The organism is Reichenbachiella ulvae, from assembly GCF_025833875.1.
Classification (GTDB): Bacteria; Bacteroidota; Bacteroidia; order Cytophagales; family Cyclobacteriaceae; genus Reichenbachiella; species Reichenbachiella ulvae.
On record NZ_JAOYOD010000001.1, the window covers coordinates 5,204,576 to 5,229,013 of the forward strand.

A 24,438-nucleotide genomic window follows, 5' to 3' on the forward strand; every position below is an offset into this window, starting at 1 on the left:
ATCTGTCTGAATTCTTAAAACTCTTTATTCCCAAACTCACTCTCTGCAAATTTCGCCTTGTTTTTTAGCTTATTGAATTTGTAGCTGACATTGATCATGATAATATCTACCTCATAAACGTAATTGGTCGTGGTATAGAAGGCCTTGCGTACTCCATCTGCTGGATCGATATAGTCACCAGATGTGCTTATGCGCTGCTCATTGGTATCAAGTAGCCCCATGTCCATATTGAGCCATTGTAGAGTAGTGGAAAGTCTTTCATCCAGAAATGATTTGCTCAAAGTCAAATTAGGTGAATAGAAACGAGAGTCTTTGCCTTGTGCAGTGATCCTTTCAGATAGGTAATTAAGTGACCATTGTAGATCCATCGTAGGCGATAGAGCAAATGTGGTGTTGATATTGGCTAAATATTGCCAGGCTTTGGGGTTAATTTTGGTTTGGTTAAACTCCCCGTCAATTTGATAGTGGTAGATGTTGGTTCCAGCATAGAGTGTCCACCATTTGGTTAGGTTCATTTCTGTACCGATTTCCAATCCAAAAGCTTTGCCTCGACCCACGTTGGTGTAGATTCTATTCAGTACTGTATCACTATCCACTGTATTCACTCTGTTGATGACGTTTTCTGTGTTTCTGAAATAGGTAGTTGCAAAAAATGATTGATTCTCAAAGTCTTTAATTATCCCCAATTCGACTAAGTCTATGAATTCTGGTAATAAATTGGCATCTCCTTGCTCTAGTGTTTCTGAATGCTCCTTTTCTTTAAAAGGATTCATTTTGAAGGTAGTAGTCCGTTCTACTCTTTTACTATAAGCGGATTTGATTTTAAAATCTTCGCTTACGGCATATTGTAGACTAGCTGATGGGAAAAATCTAAAATAATCGTAATTCAGTACCTGTCTTTGGTCTCCAATGCTCCGACCGATGTAGTCTAGTTTTCGATCCATTAGTTCAGTTCTCAATCCAATTCCATAGTTCCATTGGGCACCTTCTCCATCCAGATTGATGTAGGCAGAGTGTATGCTTCTTTTTAGGTTGAGATTGCTTGAATACTCGGGTACAATATTCCAGGAGTCAGAATCAAAATCATAAGCCTCGTACAAAAAGTCTCCCTGATGATCAAGGTGTCTGAATTGATACCCTACTGTCCATTGTCCCAATAGGGTGGGGGCTAAATCATAGTCTAAATTGAAACGTGTACCATAAAGTGGATTGTCATTGGTATTATACTCGTCATTATAGATGCTTTGATCCTGACGCCAATTGGTAGCGAGGTTTCTATTCGTGGTAGGGCCTCCTAGGAGGGTGTATTCGTACAAAGCGGAAAGACTTAGCTTAGATTCATTGGAGAATCGGTGACTGTAATCAAAGCTACCAAGGGCAAAATCACCAGTACGAATGCGGAGGTTTTCATTGTAGTAATCGAATGCGCTGATCTGACCTCCGTCTGGCAACTGATAGGTTTTGTTGTCATAGTAGATGTCAGCCGTTCGGTCTTTTGATCTTTTTCCTCCATATATGCTGATATTAAAGTCATTTCTCTCATTTGGGTGGAAACCCACAGCCATGCGACCTGAGTAGTTGGTTTCGTCAAAACTTCTCTCTCCATCAGAAGGGAACTCGGTACGTTTGTCTCCGATTTCGGTCCAGACATCACCTTCTCTTCGACCAGATTTGTCGTTTCTAAGATAGCTGCCGCCTAATGCGAGATCCCATTTGTCCTTTCGGTAATTGAGAGTAAAGTCAGCTCCATATCGCTGAGCGGCCTCTTTGTTGTCATAAGGTTCGATGCTGGGTAGACCGACCTTGACGTTGACCTGAGCAAACAGCCCATCTGTGGCATTTTGTGTGGTAATGATGTTGATAATTCCAGCTTTTCCTTCTGAGTCATACTTGGCAGATGGTGCAGTGATGATTTCTATGTTCTTAATGGAGTTGGCGGGGAGTTGGTTTAACAAAAGTGCTGGGTCAGACTGTATGGGTTGGCCATTGAGAAGGACTACAAAACCTGTACTGCCACGCACAGACATATTTCCTTCTGCATTGATGCTAACTGAGGGCATGTTGCGAAGCACGTCAGTGGCAGTGCCTCCCTGGCTATTTTGGAACTGGTCTGCTTCGAAGACCTGGCGATCCAGCTGATGCATGGTGGTTACTTTTTGACCAGATACGACCAGTTCTTGGAGGAGTTGTTCATTGGGAGACAGGGCAATTGCTCCAAGGTCCAATGCTTGTTTTTTGTCAATAGATATACCATCGATCGTTTTGTCTTCAAAACCCATGAACTGAATGGTAAGTGTATAATTGCCTGCTTTCAGATCATTCAAAGAGAAGGCACCATTCATATCCGAAACTACCCCTTTGACAAAGGACTGAGTATTAGATTCGTAAAGAATGACGCTAGCAAACTCTATGGGCGCTTGTTCAGAATCGTCAACCAATCTACCCGAAAGAGTCGATTGGGCGAGGCAGAATTGGGAGGTTAAGGCGGATAGAATTGCAATTAGTATTTTTCTCATTGATGTCGAATTTATTTTTTCAACAAAGAAAAATTACATGATGATATCCGCTTCGCCTTATCATCCTAATCTCTAGCACTATTGTTCATTTATAGGCTGAAGGCCAATTTTCTATCGATTTGATCTCGATGTCTTTGTAAAAAATCTCGGCTCCTTCCGATTGTAAAATGATTTTTCCTTTCTCTAGTGGAAGTAAATTTCCTTCTTCATCGATCATTTTCGAATTGAACAGTCGCATCACTACACGGCCATTGACCACATAGATGGATTGATCCTCTAGACAGAGCAGTTCGATTTCATTCCATTCGCCATGTTTGTTTTCATTGTCGAAGGCTTTGATGCATCTCCAGGTATGATAGGGTTTATCGGTGTGTGTGATAGTTTGGAGAGGAGATCCTTGTTCAAAATAATGATAACCTACCTGCTCGTTTTTATATCCTGGTATATCTATTTGAACTCTGCCAATACTCCAGTAGTCTCCTACATCTCCTTGCTGTATTTGCATCTCCTGACTATGAGGCCATTTGCCATTGGAACTGCCTCCCTCACCAAAGGCATGGTAAAGTAGTCCGCTATCACGTGGTTTGCCTAATCTGGGCGCATGAGTATCTTCACCCCATTTGAACTTGAGTTTTAAATGATAGTTACCATAGATTTTGGTGGTTTCTAAAGTGCCGAAGGCCTGGCCACTCACACGGATTACTTTTTCTCCATCTAGTTCTACTACGCTGTAGACCTGCAGTGGATCGTTTCCCGTTCCGAAGGGTATGTAGTTGCCTTCAGAGTCTTTTTTGCAAGCCGAGCAGGGAGTGCTCGAATCGGGCGCATCTAGATAGGATTGCCAACCGTTCAGGTTTTTTCCATTCCATAGAGGAGTCCAGTCTTTGGTTTGACCGTGGCAAAGTGAAGATATAGTCAGAAGAATTGATAAAAGAATTAATCGCATTGGAATTCGGTTTGATTTGTGTTTTGATCAAAATGTTGTTCACATATTTCGATATCGGCTTCCATATTAGATCTTTTGATAAAGCCCATGGCTTTGATATTGACATTTTTGGCGGTGATGTTGGCATGACCTCCTCCTTGTTTGCCATTTGCACTTTCGTTCCAAAAATTGAACAAATAAGAATTGGGAGCGTCGATGGTTAGTCCATCAAATATGAGATTTTTGTCGTAGTAGCCTTTTCTAGCGTCTATGACTGCATTGCCTGTGTTACGCCTACCGAAATTTCCATAGACCTTAAGATTCTTGAACGTTCCAGTGGCTCCAGATCCATAATTACCCCAACCAAACTGGATGGGTACCGCATTTTGAATTAATTCAATGGTGGTGTTCTCAACATAGATATCATTGTACACCTTGATGATATCGTCTCCGCTGGAAAAAAAGCAGTTTTTGACAGTAGAGCCATTGGCTGCAGATATTCCGTCGCTATGATTATGATGTCCCCCGCGATTGTCAATTGCATCTACGCTATCAAGATGAATGATACAGCCATTTTTACCAGTAAAATGAAAACCAATTGGATTGATGGAAGTAAGATTTCGGATATGAAATTCAAAATCTCCTGATCCAAAGAAAGCAGAGTAAGGGACTGTTCCACCACCCGCATCCAAGTTGTGAAGTCTGAGTAAACCTGAAATAGGTGTGCCGTAGACCTTGGAGCTTTTTCTATCCTCACCTTCTATCGTTATGGTATGGGATACATGGAAATGGCCGACTACAGTTACCTCTTTGCCAATGATTATTTTACGAACTATGGAAGGAACCTTCCAGTAAATGTCTTTGAAATGGTCACGTTTGGGGAAATTGATCTGCCCGCTGCTGACAAAGGTTAGGATACAATTGTCTTCATCCCACATGATTGTACCAGAATAGGCTGATTTTAATTCATCAATACTGCTAGTTTGTATGAATTGACATATGGAAAACCATGAATAAAATAGGAGTCCAAAACAAATACTGAGTGCTTTCATAATAAGTTTAATAAATGTCGAATAGCTAATCTAGTTGATGACTTTTTAGGATAAGTAGTTGGTGAATATCTTAGGATGTTTCGACAAAAAAGTGGGATAAATGAGCAGCTATTGGGTGGGTTTTTAGTGGTTTCTTTGTTGATATGAAAATCAAATGTTTGGAATTAAATCCATAGATTCTTACACCTATCGTCCACGGTTTCAATTGTACAACTTGAAGAAAGACCCTCGGGAAACAAATAATTTGGTAGGTCTTCCTCAACATAGGGAGACACTACAATTGCTTCAACAAAAGTTGAGAAAATTCCAGGTAGAAACCAGCGATCCATGGGCAGTGAAATGGCAACATGAATAATAACTATATTTATCACTATGTATAAATCATCATTGCTTCTTCTTTGTTGCTGTATTCTACAAATTAAAGGCTTTGCTCAGCAATTCAATACCCTGGATTGTGAAGGTCAACCTCATGTGCGACATGAGGCTGGGGCTGTAGCGGTCAATGGTAAACTGTACTTACTGGGAGGTAGGAGAATTCAGGCTGTAGATGTGTTTGATCCTAAAACTAATGTTTGGGATTCCTTATCAAAGGTGCCTCAGGAGATGCACCATTTTCAACCCATAGTTTATAAGAACAGAGTTTACATAGTAGGAGCATTTACAGGTGGATACCCTAAAGAATCACCTATCCCTCATATTTGGATTTATGATCCAACTACTGATCAATGGAGCAAAGGTCCGGAGATTCCAGAAAGTAGACGAAGAGGTGGGGCTGCCTGTGTTTTGATCCAGGATGAATTGTATCTGATTGGCGGAATTCAGTTAGGGCATACCAGTGGTACAGTAGCTTGGGTAGATCGTTTGAATCTGGAGACGGGAGAGTGGAAAATGTTGACTGATGCACCTCACCGCAGAGATCACGTGGTGGCTGCATCTGATGGGAAGTGCATTTATGTATTAGGTGGTCGTACGACAGATTATCATGAGGAGGGTCGTTTTACTGCTTTCTTTGATACAGCTCAACCTGCTGTGGATAAGTTGGATCTGAAATCGATGAAATGGGAAACCATGCAAAATCCTCTGCCAGTTGCAAGTGCTGGTGGTACAGCTATACATGCGAATAATCATATCTATTATACCGGAGGAGAAAGTGATCAAAAGGAGGCCCATGATGAAGTTCAGGTTTTAGATCCAAAATCAGACCAATGGACAATTGTTGCAAAATTGAACCAAGGTAGGCATGGAACCTCTCTGGTTTGCATCGCGAATTCTCTTTACATAGCTTCAGGTTCGGGCAATAGGGGTGGAGGACCCGAACTATCTAGCATCGAAAGCGCCCAATTACCTTAATATTCATTTCTAAAGGTTTCTGTACGTTTGAAATGTACAAAAGAGCAATTCCTTAGCACATTTGTACAGCCTGTCTGTTTTTATAATCTGTAGCTTTATCTAGCATTTATTCTGGTGTCCTATGATCTCAGTTATCATCTCCACCTACACCATCCATTACCAGCCGACCAACCGAGGCTTGAATTCTAACCGTGATGAGGCATGAGGAATTATTTTAAAAAAATCGATAGCAGGGGTGTTTTGTATTTCATACTTTGGCTATGTTTTGCCCTAATGGCATATCTATTCGAAACTAAACAATGGGTAGAATTGCCTCCTTCCTTGGTTACCAACCTAAGTAGTTCATTTGTTATGTTCTCTCTTTTTTTCCTGGTGTTGCTGTACGGTAAGGAATGGAAAGCAAAAAGTGAGGAGAAATCGAAACTGAGTGAGTCACTCAAGTCAGCACCTATAGTAATCGAAGGGGGAATTGGAGATGATAAGCGCCTACAGTTTGAAGTCTATGCAGCTAAAAGAGCTTTGAGGTTACGTGACAGAATTTTAGCCAAATATGCATTTACCAATTCTCATGAGATCAGGCAGCCAGTGGCCAATATTGTTGCGTTGGCGATGCTTTTAGAAAAAACTGAAAATGCCCAGGATCAAAAAGAACTCATTTCTGCGATCAAGGGTGCAGCAGAGGCTCTAGATGAAAGAATCATCAAGCTCAATGATACCCTAACCTTAACTAATGTTAAAAAAAGAGAACCCATTCCAACCTGATCATAGATTACTCCATCTTCTCTCCCTAAAACGAAAGATTAATGAAAGACTATTATTATGAAAACAAGATTAACAAAAGTACTGATCCTATTATTGATGGTTCATTTGTCATGGGCCGGTAAGCGAGACATTCAAGTTACCAATTATACCATTAATAATGGACTTAGCAACAACCGTGTCCTCGATATGGTCCAAGACCATCAGGGCTTTATGTGGGTTGCTACTGAAGGGGGACTGTCCCGATATGATGGGATTAAATTCAAGAATCATAGTAATGACCCTTCTGATCCCAGCACGATTCCGGGCAACATTATTGAGGCGATTGGACTAACCCCAGAGGGAGATTTGATATTGATGATCAAAGAGAAAGGGCTGTATAAATATGAAATGACCTCCGAGTCTTTCATACCTTATATCAATATCAATGAGCAATATAAAAACGAAAATCATTTTATAGTCCGGGACATAAGGGTCGATGAGGGAGGTAAGATTTGGGTGTCTGCAACCAACGGCCTTTATCAGCTAGTTCAGGGAGAACGAACGGAGTCAGGTTTTCAGGATGAGTTTAAAAGAATCGCTCTTGGTGTACTTTATCATTCAGAACCTATCAAAGATGGTTGGATGGCTGTATCATCGACAGATGGGGTGAAGCTATATCATCCAGAGTTGGACAGCATTGTGACAGGAGAACATTTATCTGTATTGATGCAACTCAAGAGTACCTTCATCACAAGATACAATGCAAATAATAATAAGCTGTATATCAGTATGGTCAACGGAGTGCATACGCTCGATATGTCCACCATGATTTTGGAGGAATTGATACATACGGATCAGACTTTAAGAGCTAGAGGGATGGTATTGAACAAGGAAGGGAATTTGATTCTATCCAGCGATAACGGCATGTTGATTCATGACGTTCGTTCAGGAAAAACGGAACATTTTCTGAAAAACAAAAATATCAATTTTAACACTTCAGTACTAAATGAGCTATGTCTCGACCGAACAGGTAATATATGGATAGGAACCTGGCACAATGGTATTTTATTTGTTGATAAAAACGGTAAAAAGTTCAATAGAATTTTGGAGTCTCCTGACGGTACAGGCCTCACTGGTGATATGGCACGATGTATTTATGCCGAGGGAAACAAAGTATTCATAGGAATTGACAATGGAGGCATGTGTGTCTATGATAAGTCCACTGATCGGGTGAGTTATCATCTGATGGAAGGTGCTATTTCCAATAAAGGCAAGAATATTAAATTGATAGAAGGACTATCCAATAGTGAGGTGCTGGTTTCTGAGCCCACCCGTTTGTTTATTTATGATTATATCAATGAAGAAATTGTATTTGAGTTTGAAAGTCCTTCGGAACGGAAATTTTTGTTTTTGGATATGTACAAAGATAGAGAAGGAACCTTCTGGGTTAGTAGTGCTCAAATCCTTTACAAAATTGAAAATATAAATGGTCAGGAACCATATTTAGTCGAACAGTTTCATCTACCTAATTATAGAGGAACCATTCAGGATATCTTTCAGGATCAAGAAGGAAGACATTGGTTGGGGACTTCCCTTGGATTGGTGTCTTTTGATGCCCAACAAAGGCAGGCGGAATTGTTCTCAGATATGGAATTGCCAATCTTAGGAGAGTGTGTTATCAATGATATGGTTCAGCTAGATGAAGTGCTTTATTTGGCCACAAGCTCTCACGGCCTGATTGCCTATAATGAATCTAAGCAAGAGGTAAAGCAGTTCGATAGCAGCTCAGGATTGTGCAATAACAGTATTCTGGATATTTTAGTGGCTAATAACAAAGATCTCTGGTTGAGTACTGCATTTGGTTTGGCCCAATTTAATCCACAAACTGTTGGTTTTAAAAATTACTTTAAGGATGATGGATTGATGAGTAGTCAGTTTGGAATCAAGGCAGCCGATGCTGACGAAAAGGGTATTCTTTACTTTGGAGGCTATGATGGGATCATTTTTTTTGATCCGAAGCAAATTAAGTCCAATTCACATGAACCACAAATTGCCATGTCTCATTTCAGGCTGTTTAATGAATATATTGATTTTTCTCATTCAGATCTATTAGATCGTCCGATCAATCAAGTAGAAGAAGTTGAATTGGACTATTCGCAAAATACTTTTGCTTTTGAATTTGTGGCCTTGAACTACAGTACTTCTACTCGTAACCATTATGCTTATCAGCTTGAGGGTTTTGATGAAGAATGGATAGAAAGTGGGAATGAGAATATAGCCTCTTATACCAATATCGATCCGGGAAATTATATCTTCAAAGTGAAAGGAGCGAATAATGATGGTTTGTGGAGCAAGGATGTAAAAACTATAACCATTACCATCACCCCACCTTGGTGGGAAACTTGGTGGTTTAGAACCGCTATGGCGCTTTTGATTATTGTGTCAACTGTTTGGATCAATAGGTATCGAGCTAAGTTGAGAAGAATAGAAAAAGCCAAGTTGCATCAGAAAATCAAGGAAGCTACTGAGAAAGTTGAAGGGCAAAATGCGATACTTCAAGAACAAAGTGCCCAATTGAAATCGGCAGTAGAAGAAACCAACGAAGTAATCAGAGAGGCTGTAGAATCTGGGAATTTTCAATCACGTATAAAGCTGGCGGGCAAGGAAGGCGAATGGTTGAATCTAGCACAATCTATCAATCAACTGTTCGAGACCATTGTTAAACCGTTCAATGCGATTAATAAAATTGTCGACGCAATGGCCAAGGGTGATCTGAGCAAACGGTTCGAAGAAGATGTGAAGGGAGATGTGCTCTATTTGGCTCAAAATCTGAATAGCGGACTGAATAACCTTTCTGCTTTGCTGCAGGAAGTGACCGGAGAGGTCAATGGTATCGGTGAATCTGCTCAGGAGATGTTAAATACGAGCAAGGAGATTTCGACTAGTACCAATGAGATAGCCTCAACTATAGGCGAAATGAGCAGAGGAGCACAAGAGCAAGTGGCCAAGATTGATCAGTCGTCCACTTTGCTGGAAGGTGTGATGAAGTTCGCCGAAGAGACAGGACAACAGGCGGAGGTTATTAATACCAGTGCAGTTCTTGGGGTAGAAAAGAGTGAGAATGGTATGAAAATTATTCAAAATCTCAATGAGGACATGGGGCGGATTTCGCAACATTCTGCCGGTTCTATTGACTCTATCAATACCTTGAGTGCTAAGGCCAACGACATTGTAAGAGTACTCAATATCATCAAAGAGATTGCTTCTCAAACGAATCTATTGGCATTGAATGCTGCTATTGAGGCAGCACAGGCAGGTGATGCAGGAAGAGGATTTGCGGTAGTTGCTGAGGAGATCAGAAAATTGGCAGAAGGCTCTAAAAATTCTGCCAAAGAAATAGATCAAATCGTGACTGATGTGTTGGGGCAGACAGAGCGTACGACTAAGCTGATTCATGAGATGAATGAGACGGTCAAAGGTGGAGGAGATTCCACACAAAAGGCATCTTTGGCTTTTGAGGAGATTACGACTTCATACGCAGAGACACTGGAGATGTCCAGGAAGATTTTAGATTCTACCAAACAACAGGCGAGCGATTTGGGAAGAATAGTTGAAACCACAGAAGGTGTCGTGGTGATTGCCGAGGAGACAGCTGCGGGCACTGAAGAATTGGCCAGTTCGGCTTCCCAACTGTCGGTTGGGATGGAGGGCTACACGTATAAGGTGATGAATGTATCCGAAACCGTTGAGCGACTCAATCGAATGGTGAATCAGTTCCAATTGGAACAGCGGCTGGAATCAATTGAATGGAGAGAACAAATGAAAGCACTTTAGGACAAAGCCAAAGGTGTGGTGATTTCTAGATTTGAGAAGGTTCTCGTTGTGATGGCTCGTGCAGGAGCTATTGCAGAGAGGGCCTTCATCTATTTAGAATCAAATAAGTCGAATATGAAGAAAGAATTACTAATCCTGGTCATCCTACTTTGGAGTCAATTGGCCCTAGGGCAGTTGGTTAATTATAATTGGCCTAAAACCGAAGACATCGTTTCGGACAAATATGGAGTCAGAGCAAGAGAGATACAGGGTCAAGACACCCTGGATTGGGTGAATATCACAACGCTGATCAGTTTGCCTAGAAACTATGACGATCATCCTGTTTATGGTGGGGACGCATCCACTGAATTTTTGGAGGATAGAAGTATGTCTTATGTTCAGTTTTCCTTCGATGGAGTCATCGAGGTAGAAGTCTTTAAAGCTTATGGTGAAAAGGCTTCACGGGTGGAAATCCTCCCTTCAGGTTTTGGAGTAATACCTCATTATTTTGATGGAGAGAAGGTCAAGTTCATCATGGACAAACCAGAGTATCTGAGTATCAATTTTGTAAGTTCGGATAATCAGGATGACGATCGTTTTGGTGGGATGAATATAAAGCATGGTATGATGATATTTTCTGATCCTCCTGAAGAGATGACGGGGGATTATTCTGTGCCCCAAATTGGTGATGCAGGTGTGGTAGTATGGAACAATGATTTGGATATTGAGACCATTCGCCTAGCCAATGTGATTTATTTCCCTCCAGGAGATCATAAAATGAAGGATCACAAGGATAATACCCAGGAGGATATCTATGTGCAGGAGACAATGCTCAATGAGCCTTTGTACCATGGTCAACTTCGGCTCAAAAAGACCCAAAGGATCTACATAGCAGGTGGGGCTTATGTCAGAGGGGCCTTTCATGCTCATGGACACAATGATAGCTGGTTATATGGCCGAGGAGTCGTGTCTGGCAAAGATCACTGGATGCACGAGATCATCAAGCCTACAGCTAATGGGGAGTACATATTGAACACGCAGGGCAAGGAAGCCTTTGTGGACTTCATAGGTGTAGACAGAGCCAAACTTCATGGCGTAGTATTGACGGAGGCTTATCATCACACCTGTCCCAGTGGCAACAACAGTGATATCAAAAGGATTAAGATATTGGGGTTCTGCTCTAACAATGATGGAATCAGACCAGGAGGCGATAGTATGGTGGATCATATTTTTATCAAGACAAGTGATGACTATGATTATGCCAGAAGTCCACATGAAGTAAAGAATTCCGTATTCTGGCCAGGAGTGAATGGTGCCGTGGGAATGTTGGGATGGAACAATCTAGGTACTGGCTATGCTGAGTATAGAAACAACTATGTGATCAATTCAGAATGGTCTTCGGAGAATAAGAAAAATACAGGCATCATTGGGTCTGTTGCCGATGATGGTATGAAGCTAGAGCAAAATATTCTGGAGAATTATCAGATAGAAGGACCTACTGCCTACCTGATCAATGCTACGCTGGAGGAGAAAGGAAGTTTAGAGTCTGGTTATCTTCGAGATTTTACTTTTAAGAATATGATAGCGGATCAAAATTTTGCATTGCCAAATGGTAAGATAGTCAAGCAATTGATGAGAGGGTTAGAGAACAACTGGCTAGAAGGATTCACATTTACCAATTTGATTGTGGGAGGAGTGCTTGTTACTTGGGACAATTATCAGGAATATTTCGATTTGGATTTGACTGGCAGTAATGGAGCCAATGAAGATGCTTCGAAGTTTGTCAAGAATGTAACTTTTAATAGTCAAGGAGACTTGTATGAAGCGCAGTTGAATGTAGGTACTGGTGGGAGCATCTATCCAAATGGTAGCGGTAGTATTGTGCAAATGCTCGGTGGATTGGATCAGAATTTTAAAATCAATGCAGACGAAGGATACAAAATTAAAGAGGTGCTGGTAGATGGTGAATCCAAGGGTAGAATTCAGAATGTGCTTTTTCCTGAGGTGATGATGAATCATACCATTGAGGTAGTATTCGAGGAAGGTGAAGATTATTATTCAAATACTGGTTCATTTTATCAATATGAGTTTGTTCGTGAGACGGAAGAATACAAGGAACCAGAACCCATTTTAGCAAATCAGGGATTGGATCACGAAAAAATCATCCTTTACCCTAACCCAGTGGAAGATACCCTTATGCTGAAAGGATTGGTGTATGGGCAATACGTGATTGTCGATGGATCTGGGAAGAAACTAATTGAAGGCCAGGACCCTGTGATAGATATCAGGAGTTTGCCTAATGGCTTCTATTATTTGATCACAGATACCAAACAAACCTTTAGATTTTTAAAGCGATAGTCATGAAAAGAATTTTACTTCTTATGGTCTGTATTTTATGCAGTACCTTATCTCATGCACAAAAGAAGAACGTATTATTTATTGCCATAGACGATCTCAATGATTGGACGGGGGCATTTGGAGGTAATCCGCAAAGCATCACACCGAACCTCGATGCATTGGCCAACAAGGGAGTTGCCTTTCAGAATGCCTACTGTGCTTCACCGGTGTGTAACCCGTCGAGGACAGCTATCTTGACTGGAAGACGACCTCATGCAACTGGCCTGGTCAACAATGACGGAGGGAGGAATTTTAGAGAGGATGACCAACAGTGGGTACGTGAATTGATTACCATGCCCGAATATTTTAGCAGTCAGGGATATGAGAGTGTGGCTCAGGGCAAGATTTTTCATAAGCATGATTCTAATCCTGAAGTTTGGGATGTTTTGGGACCTGGAGGGCAGGGAGCAGCAGGAGGTGTCAATGACGAAGTGGCAGGAATCTCGTGGGGCTATTCTCCCAACGAAAAGCTGGAAGAAACAGGAGATTGGAAAAGTGCTGATTATGGGGCACAGTATCTAGCGAAGAATCATGATAAACCATTTTTCTTGGCGATCGGATTGTTTAGACCTCATTTGCCCTTTCGAGCTCCCAAGGAGTTTTTTGATCTATTTGATCCGGATACTTTGAATATCCCAGCAGGATACAAAGCCAATGATCTGCAAGATGCTTACAGTCGAGGGTCTAATAACAAGCTGTCTGAAGTACAGGCTGCCGGTAAATGGAAAGAGGTGATCCGGGCTTACCTGGCTTGTATTGCATTTGCAGATGCCAATTTGGGCCATTTGATTGATGCATTGGATGATAGTCAGTATGCTGATAATACGATTGTTGTACTCTGGGGAGATCACGGCTGGCACCTAGGCGAAAAGGAGCACTTTCAAAAATTCACTTTGTGGGAAAGAGCTATCAAGACTCCTTTGATCATATATGATCCGAGTAAAGGGAGCGGTAACAGCTTCTATCCGGTTTCTCTTCAGGATTTGTATCCTACTTTGGTGTCGCTTGCAGGAATAGAACAGCCTGATTTTGAAGTGAGGGGAAGGGACTTGACACCTTTGCTTGAAGACCCAGATCGTGAGGATTGGTGTGGTGCTGCTTTAACTTCGTACTCTACCGGTCATTCCATTCGAAGCAATCAGTTTAGGTACACTTTGTATAACAATGGCGAAGAAGAATTGTATGATCATAAAAATGATCCATGGGAGTGGGAGAATCTGGCCAATCACTCAGATTTGGCCGATCAAAAACAGCAAATGGCTGAGGCACTGAATCAAATGAAGGAATTCGAAGAGTCTCCATTTGAGCAATGCGAATCAGTCGTGGTTCGAGATAGTCAGACTTCTGAAGGAATTAAACTTGGTATTAATATGGAGTATCAGGAGAATGATATTCTCATCTATCCTAATCCGAGCGATGGCATTTTGCACATTCTGAAACAGAACCAATATTGGGAAGCATCTTATCAGGTTTTTGGGGCTAATGGTGTGGAATTGATACAAGGGACAGGAGGTCTCCTGGATATGAATTCTAATGCCGCAGGAAGGTATTGGCTCAGATTAGAGGGCTATGAAAGTGCGATACCAATATTATTGAATTAGCCACTTGGAATTTCAAGGAAAAGCGTTCGAAGTATCGAGCGCTTTTTTTGTTTTGGGCACTTCGGTGGTTGTTCAATTGAGTTTTTTGATTTTTTTATTGTCAGTGAATTATCATAAAAACCATAGAATAGACGATAATTAGGCCGTTTTTCGGCTTATACCCTATAGAGCAAAAAGCAAAAACAATACAGCAAGCCGTTCCTCAACTATAAATCTACTTTTGATTTATGCAATTCGTAAATGCATGGATGACTGGGAGATTTTTGGTTAGTTTTGTAACTCAAATCCCCTCCCTGTTTTCTCGGTAGATACGCATTGTTTTAGACGATTGTTTATCTAAACTATTAATTTATGAAAAGACTCTTTACTATGATGGGCATCATGTGTTGTGTGCTCATGGAATCTTTCGGACAAAATATCACGGTGTCCGGAACAGTACTCGGAGACGATGGGGGAGACCCATTACCGGGAGCTACAGTTGTAGTGAAAGGTACTACAACTGGTACAGTTACCGATATAGATGGTAATTATATCCTATCTGCTCCTGCGGATGCAACTTTAGTAGTCAGCTTTATTGGTTATATCAAACAAGAAGTGCCAGTAGGTGCTCAAAAAACCATTGATGTCTCACTATCATTAGACGCTGCAGAACTCGAAGAAGTGGTAGTGGTAGGATATGGTTCTCAAAAGAAGGAGGCCGTAACAGGTGCGATATCTCAAGTGGAAGGTGATATCTTGATGCAAAGAGGCCCGATGGCCAATCTGACTGAATCATTGAGTGGTTCAATTCCTGGAGTTACTGTACTTACCAGTTCAGGTATACCTGGTGGTGATCAGGGTGATGGATACGGAGGAAATGAAATTTTGATTCGTGGTAAGAATACCTGGAACAATTCAAGTCCGCTGGTTTTGGTTGATGGGATCGAAAGAAACATGAATGATGTGGATCCAAATGATGTGGCCACTCTTACAGTTTTGAAGGATGCATCTGCTACTGCGGTATATGGTGTGAAAGGTGCCAATGGTGTGATTTTGATTACTACCAAAAGAGGTCAAATTGGTAAGCCTACTTTAAAAATAGACGCTAATATGGCATTCAAATCAGTGTCTCGAATCCCAAGAACTTTAGGGTCATACGAAGGTTTGGAAGCGAGAAATGCCGCCATCGTTAATGAATTAGGAACAAACCCAACTTCCTGGGATTTTTATACTCCACAGCATGAACTTGAGCTATATAGATCTCAACAGTATCCTGATGGCTTCAATGATACAGATTGGGCAGATCAGATGCTTAAAGATTATGGTAAATCTTATAAGGTGAATTTGGGAGTTTCTGGTGGTACTGATTTTGTAAAGTATTACGGTTCATTGGGTTACCTGAATGATGGTGATATTCTTCAGACTGAAAATGTCGGTCAAGGATACAACCCTGAGTTTAAATATGAACGCTTCAACTTTAGATCTAACTTTGATTTCAGTTTGACAGAGAGCACAAAGTTCACTGTGAACTTGTCAGGTTATCTGGGCAATCAGCAACGGACTGGTGGCTCCATTCATAGTTTTTGGTATGGTGTATATGCTCACCCGAATGATCACCCTGTATTACAGTACGAAGATGGTACCTATGGTGAGGGTGTACAATATGAGAGGTTTGGAGAAAATGAATATGTTCAGCTAAACTTCAACGGTCTGAAAAGGGATATAAGATCGGAAGTGCTTTCTGATTTTAAGTTGGAGCAAGATCTTGGGATGTTTATTGAAGGATTAAAGTTGGGAGGACAATTTTCATTCGATAATTACTTCCAGACTATAGGTTCTAGTATCAATGACGATGGAGTAGCTACGAAATATGTCGATCCTGCTTACTATCTTCAAGAGAATGCAGACATAGAAGATTATACGACTTACTTTTTTACAAACGATTATAGCAATAGCAGTCACGGGTTCGATTTTTATGATCAACCACTACAATATTCTCCGGAATATGTTAATGGCAACTCTTTAGGTAAGTCTAAGAGAAACATGACATATAGAGTGAATTTGAACTATAATAGAAGCTTTGATAAGCATACAGTTACAGGTTTAGCTCTTTTTCAAAGAGAATCGGGAGTTAATTTTAACAGAGATGGCTGGCCTACCAAACGTGAGGATTGGGTTGGAAGGTTGACTTATGGTTATGATAAGCGATACAATGTTGAATTTAATGGGGCATATAATGGCTCGGATCAGTTCGGTGATGGTAAGAAGTTTGACTTTTTCCCATCTGTAGCGGTGGCATGGACTGCATCTAATGAGAAATTCTTCAAAGAAAACCTCGAATGGTTCAGCTTGTTGAAATTCAGGTATTCTGATGGTATAGTAGGTAATGATAAGGTTGCTGGAAATGCAAGATGGTTGTATAACACCAACTGGGAGCAAGGAGGAAACCCTACTTATGGTAACAATAGCAATTGGGCATTTGGTTACCCAACATCACAAGCAGGGCCTACCTATTATAGAGAAGGAACTCCAGGCAACCCCTTTGTTCAATGGGAGACAGCTCGCAAGCAAAATTTAGGAATTGAAACAGGTTTTTTTAACAATATAATAACCGCGAATGTGGATTTGTTCAAAGAACACAGAACCAATATCCTGATGCAGGGAAATCAACGTTCTGTTCCCATCTTTTTTGGAAATGACGCGCCAGCAGCAAACTTAGGAGAAACAAAATCTCAAGGTTATGAATTCACGATCAATTACAATAACAATCATGGTGATTTTGCCTACTGGGCCTCATTTAATTATGCTCATGTAATCGATGAAACTATCGCTAGAGAAGATCCAGAACTGACTCCAGATTACCAGAAAAGAGAAGGTTACCAAATCGGTCAGACTACATCAAGCATTTCTACAGGAATTATAGATAGCTGGGATGAACTTTATACAGGAGTAGTGGGAGAGAATAATGATTTCTTACTACCTGGAGATTACAGGTTGTTGGATTATAATGGAGATGGTGTTATCAACGGTAACGATAATACCTTGTATGGTTATCCGAATAGACCGCAGAATACATATAATCTTACCGCAGGAGCATCTTATAAAGGGGTGTCCTTGACAGTAACATTCTATGGTGCTTATAACATTACAACTAATATTCGATTGGATGAGTTTGCTTTCAATAGTAGTTCAATTTATCAAAGCCAATTAGATGATACCTGGTCTCCTGAGTATGGAAATCAAGATCCAAGCTTGCGAGCCTTAAGTTTTGCCAAGGGGTCGGCTGATGGTCAATACAACAAAGTTGACGCTTCATTCTTAAGATTGAAAACTGCAGAATTGGCATATAGCCTACCTTCAGCTTTGATCAGCAAAGCAGGATTGAGTAATGCAAGAGTTTTTGTCAATGGAAACAATCTTATTCTGTGGTCAGATATGCAAGTAGATCTTGAAGGTAAGGATTACGATGTGAAGAATTATCCTGTAACCAAGCAGATCAATTTTGGTGTAAGTATTTCTTTCTAAGCACTTAGTATGATTATTATGAAGAATATAAATAAATATATAGCAATGTTGGGGATGCTATTCCTTATCTCTTCTTGTGAAGAGTATCTGGAAGTACCACCCGCATCTCAGATTACTGAAGAGGAGGTATTTACTTCTTATGTGACCTTTCAGGGGTTTTTGGATCAAGACTACCGGTACCTGGTGGATAATAATAAAGCTAAAATCACTTGTGGTATTCAATTAGCCGGAGAAACCATCGCTGTACAGGGTTGGAACACTTCGCAGGCTGCCTCAACGGGTAATTACTGGAATTTGATTAATGGTCGATCTCCATTTAATGATTATGGAAATGGCGATGGTAAGACAGGTTGGTGGACGGCTGGCTGGGAGGCCATTCGGATTGCCAATCACGCAATTGAGAAAATAGATCTATTTCAGGGGTCTGAAGAAGACCGTGCCTTGCTTTTAGGACAGGCGTATTTCTTTAGAGCCATTTTTCATTTCGAAATCATGAGAGCCTTTGGTACCATCCCTTATGTGGATGAAATTTTGGTAGATAACTTCGAATTGCCAAGACACTGGACTGATGAAGAGACTGGTAAGAAGGATTGCCAGGCCGTGGCAGAGGCAATAGTTCGGGATTTTGAAATGGCTGCTTCGTTGCTGCCTGATGTTTGGGAAAACTATGCTAAAGACGCTGGTCGTGCGACAAAAGGTGCCGCCTTGGCTCTTAAAGCAAGAACTTTGCTTTATGCAGGGAGTCCATTGTTCAATGAATTTTCTGGCAATTCTGCCACTTTCGATACCGAATACATGACACGTGCTGCTGAGGCGGCGGCAGAAGTATTGAAGCTGGCAGATAGGGGAGTTTATGATTTAGTCGATTTTGCTGATTATCAGGACATGTTCGCGAGAAAAGATGGGACCAGACCGATCACTTCTGAAAGTATTTTTCAAAAAACAGATAATAGTATGGGATCTGGTGAAGTGAATGTATTTCTCGGTAGGCTATTTATGCCAAACAATAACTTGCTAGGAGGAAATGGTATCACCGAAGCGGTAACTCAAAACTATGTTGACCTATTCGAAATGGCGGATGGCACTTTGTACAAAGATCATTTCAATACTGACGCAAGTGTGGCAAGTCCATATGACAATGATGTAGCTAATCGTTGGGATAATCGTGACCCGAGATTCAGAAAGGCTATTTATGTAGACGGGGACAACTGCGGATATACAGATCAGACTTTAATGAATTTATATGTAGGTGGTAATATGAACAACGCCAATACATTAAGTCCATATATAGTGCACAAATATTGGCCGATTGGTGTAAATAAGGTCGACGGTGATTGGGATCAATTTACTTATAATACTCCCAATATTAGATTGGCAGATGTTTATCTGATCTACGCAGAGGCATTGTTTGAGGCGACTGGTAATCAGGATGCATCTTCTTCAAACTATGGTATGACAGCTGCAGAAGCGGTGGATGAAGTGAGAACGCGTGCCGGTATGCCTACCACTGCTAATACTACAGCATATGGTGGGGATTTTAGGAAGCTGGTTCGAAATGAGCGACATGTAGAGCTGTGTTTTGAAGGAAGCTATTGGTATGATTTGAGAAGATGGAAAGTGAAGCCAGATGAAACGCTTTACAGATTGGATTATGATCAGGCATACTCTTATGCTACTCGAACAGCTATTCAGCCATTTATTTTTACAGATCGAAACTGGTGGTTGCCATTTCCAAGAGAGTTGACTTTGACCTATGAAGGATTCGAACAAAATCCAGGCTGGGAATAAGGGTCTAAGTAATATTTATAAATCAGAAAATAATGATAAAATATATAAATAGAGCCCTGATTATGACCTTGGTAATGCTGATGACATTATCGGCGATAGCAGGTCGCACAGGGACATTTAAAGGAAGAGTACTGGACGAGAGCAATCAGCCAATGGCCGGAGTTCATGTTACCAGTAGTGATGGGAAAGTATCAACAATCACGGATGCGGAAGGTAGATTCGAATTGAGTCTACAAGAAGGTGTTCAGATTAGTATGAGCCTTGATGGACGGTCTGAAATGGAGGTAATCCTGAAAGAAGGAGTTTATGACTATCATTTCGATGAAAAAGAAGAGGTCATCGTTCCTGTTGTACCAAAGGTGACTTTGCCATTTGGTCAGTTGGAAAAAAACCGAATCGTTGGATCTGTATCTACTATAGATGCAAGTCAGGAATTGCTCATCGATCAAAGAACCAGTATTGGTTCTGCCCTTAATGGCAAGGTTTCGGGTGTTTTCGGTAGCGACAACATCTTAGGTTTGCCTGGTAATGCGATCTATGTTATTGATGGGATACCTAGGGATGTTGGATACTATAATCTTACAGAGGTTGAAAGTATTTCTATCCTGAAAGACCCAGTGTCTAGAATGATGTATGGAGCCCAAGCAGATCAAGGTGTCATTTTGATAACTACCAAAAGAGGATCTGCACAAAAGAATGAAATTCGAGTGAGAGGTGAATATGGTGTTCAGACTGCCGTGCAATTGCCAGAATATTTGAATGGTGCTGATTATATGGAAGCTTACAATCAAGCTAATATCAATGATGGAAAACCTGCCTTGTATACACAGACGCAAATTGATGGAACCCGTGCAGGATCAGATCCTTTATTGTATCCCGATTTGGATTACATGGATGAAGAATTTTTAAGAGATAGTAAGAACTTTTTCAACTTCAATGCTGATGCAGCTGGAGGAAACGAATTCGCAACCTACTTTGTCAATTTGGGTATGAACCATTCGGAAGGGTGGAACAATCTAGGTACGATGGAACAACGAAATGTATTTAATGTAAGAGCTAATACAGATTTCCAATTGTTCCCTACGCTTAAAATGAACTTGGATGCAGTGGCTGTTTTTGATCAAGGCGAACAACCAAATGGTGATTATTGGAGTATGGTAGAGAACAATCTACCGACATCCATAGTACCGTTGATTCCGGTCAATAGTTTGACAGATCCATCTGCAGTAGATGGTGCTAACCTTTATAAAGGACAGTATCTATTAGGCGGAACGTCCAATTTTGATGAGAATATTTATGGTGAACTAGAAAGGTCTGGAGATAGAAAAACACTTAATCGCATGCTTCAAGTCAATACAGGTTTAGATTGGGATTTGAGTGCGGTTACTGAAGGTCTTTCTGCTTCTGGGGCCATTAGTTTTGATTTTTTCAATCAATTCGCCTCTGAGACTTCAAATACCTATGCAGTTTATTCTCCTGATTTTCTAATTGATCAATCAGGAGCAGATAGTTTGGCAGTAGTAAAATTCAATGAGGATCAACCGAACGGTGAGGAAGTTCCACAGGCTGATGGTGCATTTTTCCAAAGGAGAGTAGGACTCTATGGAACTCTGGATTATACGAAGAAAATTGGAGTTCATGCTATTGATATGACTGCTCTGGCTTATCAGGATACTCGAGTACTGATCGGACAAAGTCAAGATCAGAAAAATATGCACTACGGTATCAGAGCCAATTACATGTATGACAATAGATATGTAGCTGAATTTTCTGGAGCATATCAAGGAACTCAGCGATTATCTGATGATAGATATACATTCTCGCCCTCTTTTGGACTGGGATGGATAGTTAGTAACGAAGGATTTATGACTGGGGGACTATTTGATTACCTCAAGTTGAGAGGAACTTTTGGATTGCTTAAAAACGATAATTGGAATGATTATTTCCTTCAGGAAACTTTTTATAGTACTGGTGGATGGTATGATTACGAAAATGGTGGATCCAGAAATCGTGAATTGAACATTGACAATGTAAGCGCCAATATAGGATGGCAAAAGCGAATGGAATTTAATGCCGGATTCGATGCAGCCTTGTTGGACAATGCACTAACAATTGAAGCAAGTTACTTTAATAGCCGCGGGTATGACAATGTAACACTTATGTCTAATACTACTCCTGATATTGTAGGTTATTCCTTCTACGAAAACTATAACAGTGATCAGGTTCAGGGTATTGAGTTGGCTGCTAATTATAGAAAGTCTTTTGGTGATTTTCAGTTTAATTTAGGAACTAGAATGATCGGTATTCAGTCAGAGGTACTTGAGATAGATGAGCCATTATACAAGGAGAATAGCTCCTATAGAAGTGCAATTGGTAATACCATCTATGGTCGATACGGTTATGTAGCGGATGGATTGTATGCTGAATCTGATTTTAATGGTGCAGGTGAACTAAGTTCAAGCTTACCGACTCCTACTTTTGGATCAGTTCAGCCAGGGGATATCAAATATGAAGATCTTAATAATGACGGAGTGATCAATGTGGATGATCAAAAGTTGATAGGAAGTTATAGACCAGATTTCCAATATAGTGTCATCCTTAATATGACCTATAAAGGTTTCGGTCTTTATGCTCTAGGCGTAGGACAAACAGGACAAGATCAGTATAGAAACTCAAGCTATCACTGGGTATATGGCAATAGAAAATATAGCGCTGCTGTCAATGAGGCCTATGGTCCATCAAACAAAGATGTGAATGCCACGATGCCTCGGTTGTCTTCTACCCAAAATAATAACAACTATCGTAATTCGACTTACTGGATGTATGAAAACAACAGTTTTACCGTTCCTGTGATCCAATTGTCTTACACATTTGAGCCTAAGGAAAGTAAAGGATTCGAGCAAATGACTGTTTTCTTGAAAGGAAACAATTTGGTTAGAATAAATAAGAATGGAGATTTGAGTGACCTCAGAATAGGAAGAGAACCCGTTTCGCAAGGTTATTCAATAGGTGTTTCTGCCATATTTTAAAGCATAGCATTATGAAAATAAAGAATATATATCAAGGCTTATTTCTTCTTTGTTTGTCACTGTTAGTAGGCTGTAATGACTTTTTGGAGCCAAAGCCAGACAACAGGTTGACAGAAGAACAGGTTTTAGAAAACCCGATTTTAGCAGAAGGGTGGCTTTTGAAGGCCTATAAAGGTCTTCCGAATAATTATAATTTTAATACAGATGCCAGTTCAGATGATGCTGAATTGAACAATCCAAATGCAGCATCGAGGCGTATGAACTCAGGAGGATGGGCGGCCAATGACAACCCTTTTGGGATTTGGTCAAAAGCGTATGAGATGAATCTTTATCTAAACACGTTCATATCTTATGTAGATGATATCGAATGGTCTTGGACTAGTGAAGATCGAGATCAATATTACAGAACCAGACTAAAAGCTGAAGCTCATGCTCTCAGAGCTTGGTATGGTTTTCAGCTCCTACAAGCACACGCAGGTAAAGCTAATAGTGGTGAACTTTTAGGATTTCCAATTGTAACTTCTGTTTTGACAGCTGAAGATGATATCAACATTCAGCGATCAACTTTTGCAGAATGTGTTGATTACATTATTCAGGATTGTGACGCAGCTTTGGCTGGTCTTCCAGATAAATGGGAAGATACTGGGGATGCTGATTATAATCATGTGTTTGGTCTTCGCAACGAGAATAGAATCAATGGTTTGGCTATTAAGATTTTAAAATCTCGTCTGGCACTGTATGCGGCGAGCCCGGCATATGACGATGCAGCTGCTGCAACATGGCAAATTGCAGCTGACTATGCGCTAGAAGCGGTGCAAGCAAATGGGGGTATGGTGTTAGATCCTAGCGACATCACTTACTATTTGGATTTCAATTCTGCTGAGGTGGCTTGGGGTGCATCCAAGAGAAACAATGCTAACAACTGGGAAGCAGATAATTTCCCTCCATCTCTGTATGGTGAAGGCTTAACGAACCCTACACAGGATTTTGTTGAGGCTTTTCCAATGGCTGATGGTCTGCCTATTGGACATCCAGCTTCAACATTTGATCCAAGCAATCCATATGCAAATAGAGACCCAAGATTGTCTACTTATGTGATTTACAATGGTATGGATTTTAAAGGTTCTATTATCAGAACCTATGTGAATGGAGGAGCAGATGGAATTGGCGCTTCAAATAATATCGCTACTGTGAGTGGATATTACCTAAAGAAGTTTATGGATGAGAATGTAGTATTGGACCCTACCAATAATGTTGGAACGGAGCATTACTATACTTATGCAAGGATGACAGAGGCTTATCTGAATCTGGCTGAAGCTGCTAATGAATTGGGTGGTCCAGATCAGTCAATTGGAGGATTTACTCCGAGACAAATCATTAATGATCTTCGAGCCAGAGCTGGAATCACCAATACAACTTACATCGATGGAGTGACAACAAGAGCTGAGATGAGAGATGTTATTCACAATGAGCGAAGAATCGAATTGAGTTTCGAGGGACATCGTTTTTGGGATATTAGAAGATGGGAAGAATTGGATGAAATAACAACTGATGTTAAGGGAATGAGAATTTCTGCTGATCAATCTACTTATGAGATCTTTGATTTGGCCGAGCGAAACTATAAGACCTATCAGGTCTATGGTCCTATTCCCTTCAATGAGATTTTGAAGTATGATATCCAGCAGAATGCAGGTTGGTAATGATGAACGGAAAATGTAAGAA

13 protein-coding genes are annotated in these 24,438 nt (G+C 40.7%); 10 read left to right on the plus strand and 3 right to left on the minus strand.

Annotated features, from left to right (window positions below; genetic code table 11):
• Positions 1-14: 14 nt before the first annotated feature.
• The 3 genes from N7U62_RS21520 to N7U62_RS21530 all read right to left on the minus strand — a co-directional run bounded on the left by N7U62_RS21520 (position 15) and on the right by N7U62_RS21530 (position 4,493).
• The gene (locus N7U62_RS21520; protein ID WP_264140182.1) at positions 15-2,516 is read right to left on the minus strand and encodes a TonB-dependent receptor; all 2,502 of its coding nucleotides are present in this window, start codon (positions 2,514-2,516) and stop codon (positions 15-17) included.
• A gap of 85 nt (positions 2,517-2,601) precedes the next feature.
• Positions 2,602-3,462: a 3-keto-disaccharide hydrolase gene (locus N7U62_RS21525; protein WP_264140183.1), complete on the minus strand. Its 861-nt coding sequence runs from the start codon at positions 3,460-3,462 to the stop codon at positions 2,602-2,604.
• The gene (locus N7U62_RS21530) at positions 3,453-4,493 is read right to left on the minus strand and encodes a hypothetical protein (protein WP_264140184.1); all 1,041 of its coding nucleotides are present in this window, start codon (positions 4,491-4,493) and stop codon (positions 3,453-3,455) included. Before N7U62_RS21530 ends, N7U62_RS21525 begins: the two co-directional genes overlap by 10 nt.
• A gap of 154 nt (positions 4,494-4,647) precedes the next feature.
• On the opposite strand from N7U62_RS21530, the gene N7U62_RS21535 reads away from it, so the two are divergent.
• The 10 genes from N7U62_RS21535 (at position 4,648) to N7U62_RS21580 (ending at position 24,416) form a co-directional block, all read left to right on the plus strand.
• Positions 4,648-4,848 carry a sulfatase/phosphatase domain-containing protein gene (locus tag N7U62_RS21535; protein ID WP_264140185.1) on the plus strand — a complete coding sequence of 67 codons (201 nt, stop codon included), beginning with the start codon at positions 4,648-4,650 and terminating at the stop codon, positions 4,846-4,848.
• A 17-nt stretch (positions 4,849-4,865) separates the two neighbouring features.
• Positions 4,866-5,843: a Kelch repeat-containing protein gene (locus N7U62_RS21540; RefSeq protein ID WP_264140186.1), complete on the plus strand. Its 978-nt coding sequence runs from the start codon at positions 4,866-4,868 to the stop codon at positions 5,841-5,843.
• A 201-nt stretch (positions 5,844-6,044) separates the two neighbouring features.
• Complete coding sequence (locus tag N7U62_RS21545; protein ID WP_264140187.1) at positions 6,045-6,605, plus strand: histidine kinase dimerization/phospho-acceptor domain-containing protein; 561 nt, start codon at positions 6,045-6,047, stop codon at positions 6,603-6,605.
• A 57-nt stretch (positions 6,606-6,662) separates the two neighbouring features.
• Positions 6,663-10,418, plus strand: a complete 3,756-nt coding sequence (locus N7U62_RS21550) for a methyl-accepting chemotaxis protein (RefSeq protein ID WP_264140188.1) — start codon at positions 6,663-6,665, stop codon at positions 10,416-10,418.
• 114 nt (positions 10,419-10,532) lie between these two features.
• The gene (locus N7U62_RS21555; protein WP_264140189.1) at positions 10,533-12,755 is read left to right on the plus strand and encodes a T9SS type A sorting domain-containing protein; all 2,223 of its coding nucleotides are present in this window, start codon (positions 10,533-10,535) and stop codon (positions 12,753-12,755) included.
• Between the two features lie 2 nt (positions 12,756-12,757).
• A complete protein-coding gene (locus N7U62_RS21560) occupies positions 12,758-14,395 on the plus strand; it encodes a sulfatase-like hydrolase/transferase (RefSeq protein WP_264140190.1) in 1,638 nt (545 codons plus the stop codon).
• Between the two features lie 351 nt (positions 14,396-14,746).
• The gene (locus tag N7U62_RS21565; RefSeq protein ID WP_264140191.1) at positions 14,747-17,899 is read left to right on the plus strand and encodes a SusC/RagA family TonB-linked outer membrane protein; all 3,153 of its coding nucleotides are present in this window, start codon (positions 14,747-14,749) and stop codon (positions 17,897-17,899) included.
• An 18-nt stretch (positions 17,900-17,917) separates the two neighbouring features.
• Positions 17,918-19,687, plus strand: coding sequence for a RagB/SusD family nutrient uptake outer membrane protein (locus N7U62_RS21570; RefSeq protein WP_264140192.1), 1,770 nt, complete (start codon positions 17,918-17,920; stop codon positions 19,685-19,687).
• Positions 19,688-19,719: 32 nt separating this feature from the next.
• Positions 19,720-22,716: a SusC/RagA family TonB-linked outer membrane protein gene (locus tag N7U62_RS21575; protein ID WP_264140193.1), complete on the plus strand. Its 2,997-nt coding sequence runs from the start codon at positions 19,720-19,722 to the stop codon at positions 22,714-22,716.
• 11 nt (positions 22,717-22,727) lie between these two features.
• Positions 22,728-24,416, plus strand: coding sequence for a RagB/SusD family nutrient uptake outer membrane protein (locus tag N7U62_RS21580; RefSeq protein WP_264140194.1), 1,689 nt, complete (start codon positions 22,728-22,730; stop codon positions 24,414-24,416).
• Positions 24,417-24,438 lie beyond the last annotated feature (22 nt).

Bases quoted from the DNA above. Each gene is read 5' to 3' on its own strand.
- N7U62_RS21565 (WP_264140191.1), top strand. From the start codon at position 14,747: ATGAAAAGACTCTTTACTATGATGGGCATCATGTGTTGTGTGCTCATG.
- N7U62_RS21525 (WP_264140183.1), bottom strand. From the start codon at position 3,462: ATGCGATTAATTCTTTTATCAATTCTTCTGACTATATCTTCACTTTGC.
- N7U62_RS21560 (WP_264140190.1), top strand. From the start codon at position 12,758: ATGAAAAGAATTTTACTTCTTATGGTCTGTATTTTATGCAGTACCTTA.
- N7U62_RS21580 (WP_264140194.1), top strand. From the start codon at position 22,728: ATGAAAATAAAGAATATATATCAAGGCTTATTTCTTCTTTGTTTGTCA.
- N7U62_RS21550 (WP_264140188.1), top strand. From the start codon at position 6,663: ATGAAAACAAGATTAACAAAAGTACTGATCCTATTATTGATGGTTCAT.
- N7U62_RS21530 (WP_264140184.1), bottom strand. From the start codon at position 4,493: ATGAAAGCACTCAGTATTTGTTTTGGACTCCTATTTTATTCATGGTTT.
- N7U62_RS21520 (WP_264140182.1), bottom strand. From the start codon at position 2,516: ATGAGAAAAATACTAATTGCAATTCTATCCGCCTTAACCTCCCAATTC.
- N7U62_RS21555 (WP_264140189.1), top strand. From the start codon at position 10,533: ATGAAGAAAGAATTACTAATCCTGGTCATCCTACTTTGGAGTCAATTG.
- N7U62_RS21575 (WP_264140193.1), top strand. From the start codon at position 19,720: ATGATAAAATATATAAATAGAGCCCTGATTATGACCTTGGTAATGCTG.
- N7U62_RS21540 (WP_264140186.1), top strand. From the start codon at position 4,866: ATGTATAAATCATCATTGCTTCTTCTTTGTTGCTGTATTCTACAAATT.
- N7U62_RS21570 (WP_264140192.1), top strand. From the start codon at position 17,918: ATGAAGAATATAAATAAATATATAGCAATGTTGGGGATGCTATTCCTT.
- N7U62_RS21535 (WP_264140185.1), top strand. From the start codon at position 4,648: ATGTTTGGAATTAAATCCATAGATTCTTACACCTATCGTCCACGGTTT.
- N7U62_RS21545 (WP_264140187.1), top strand. From the start codon at position 6,045: ATGAGGAATTATTTTAAAAAAATCGATAGCAGGGGTGTTTTGTATTTC.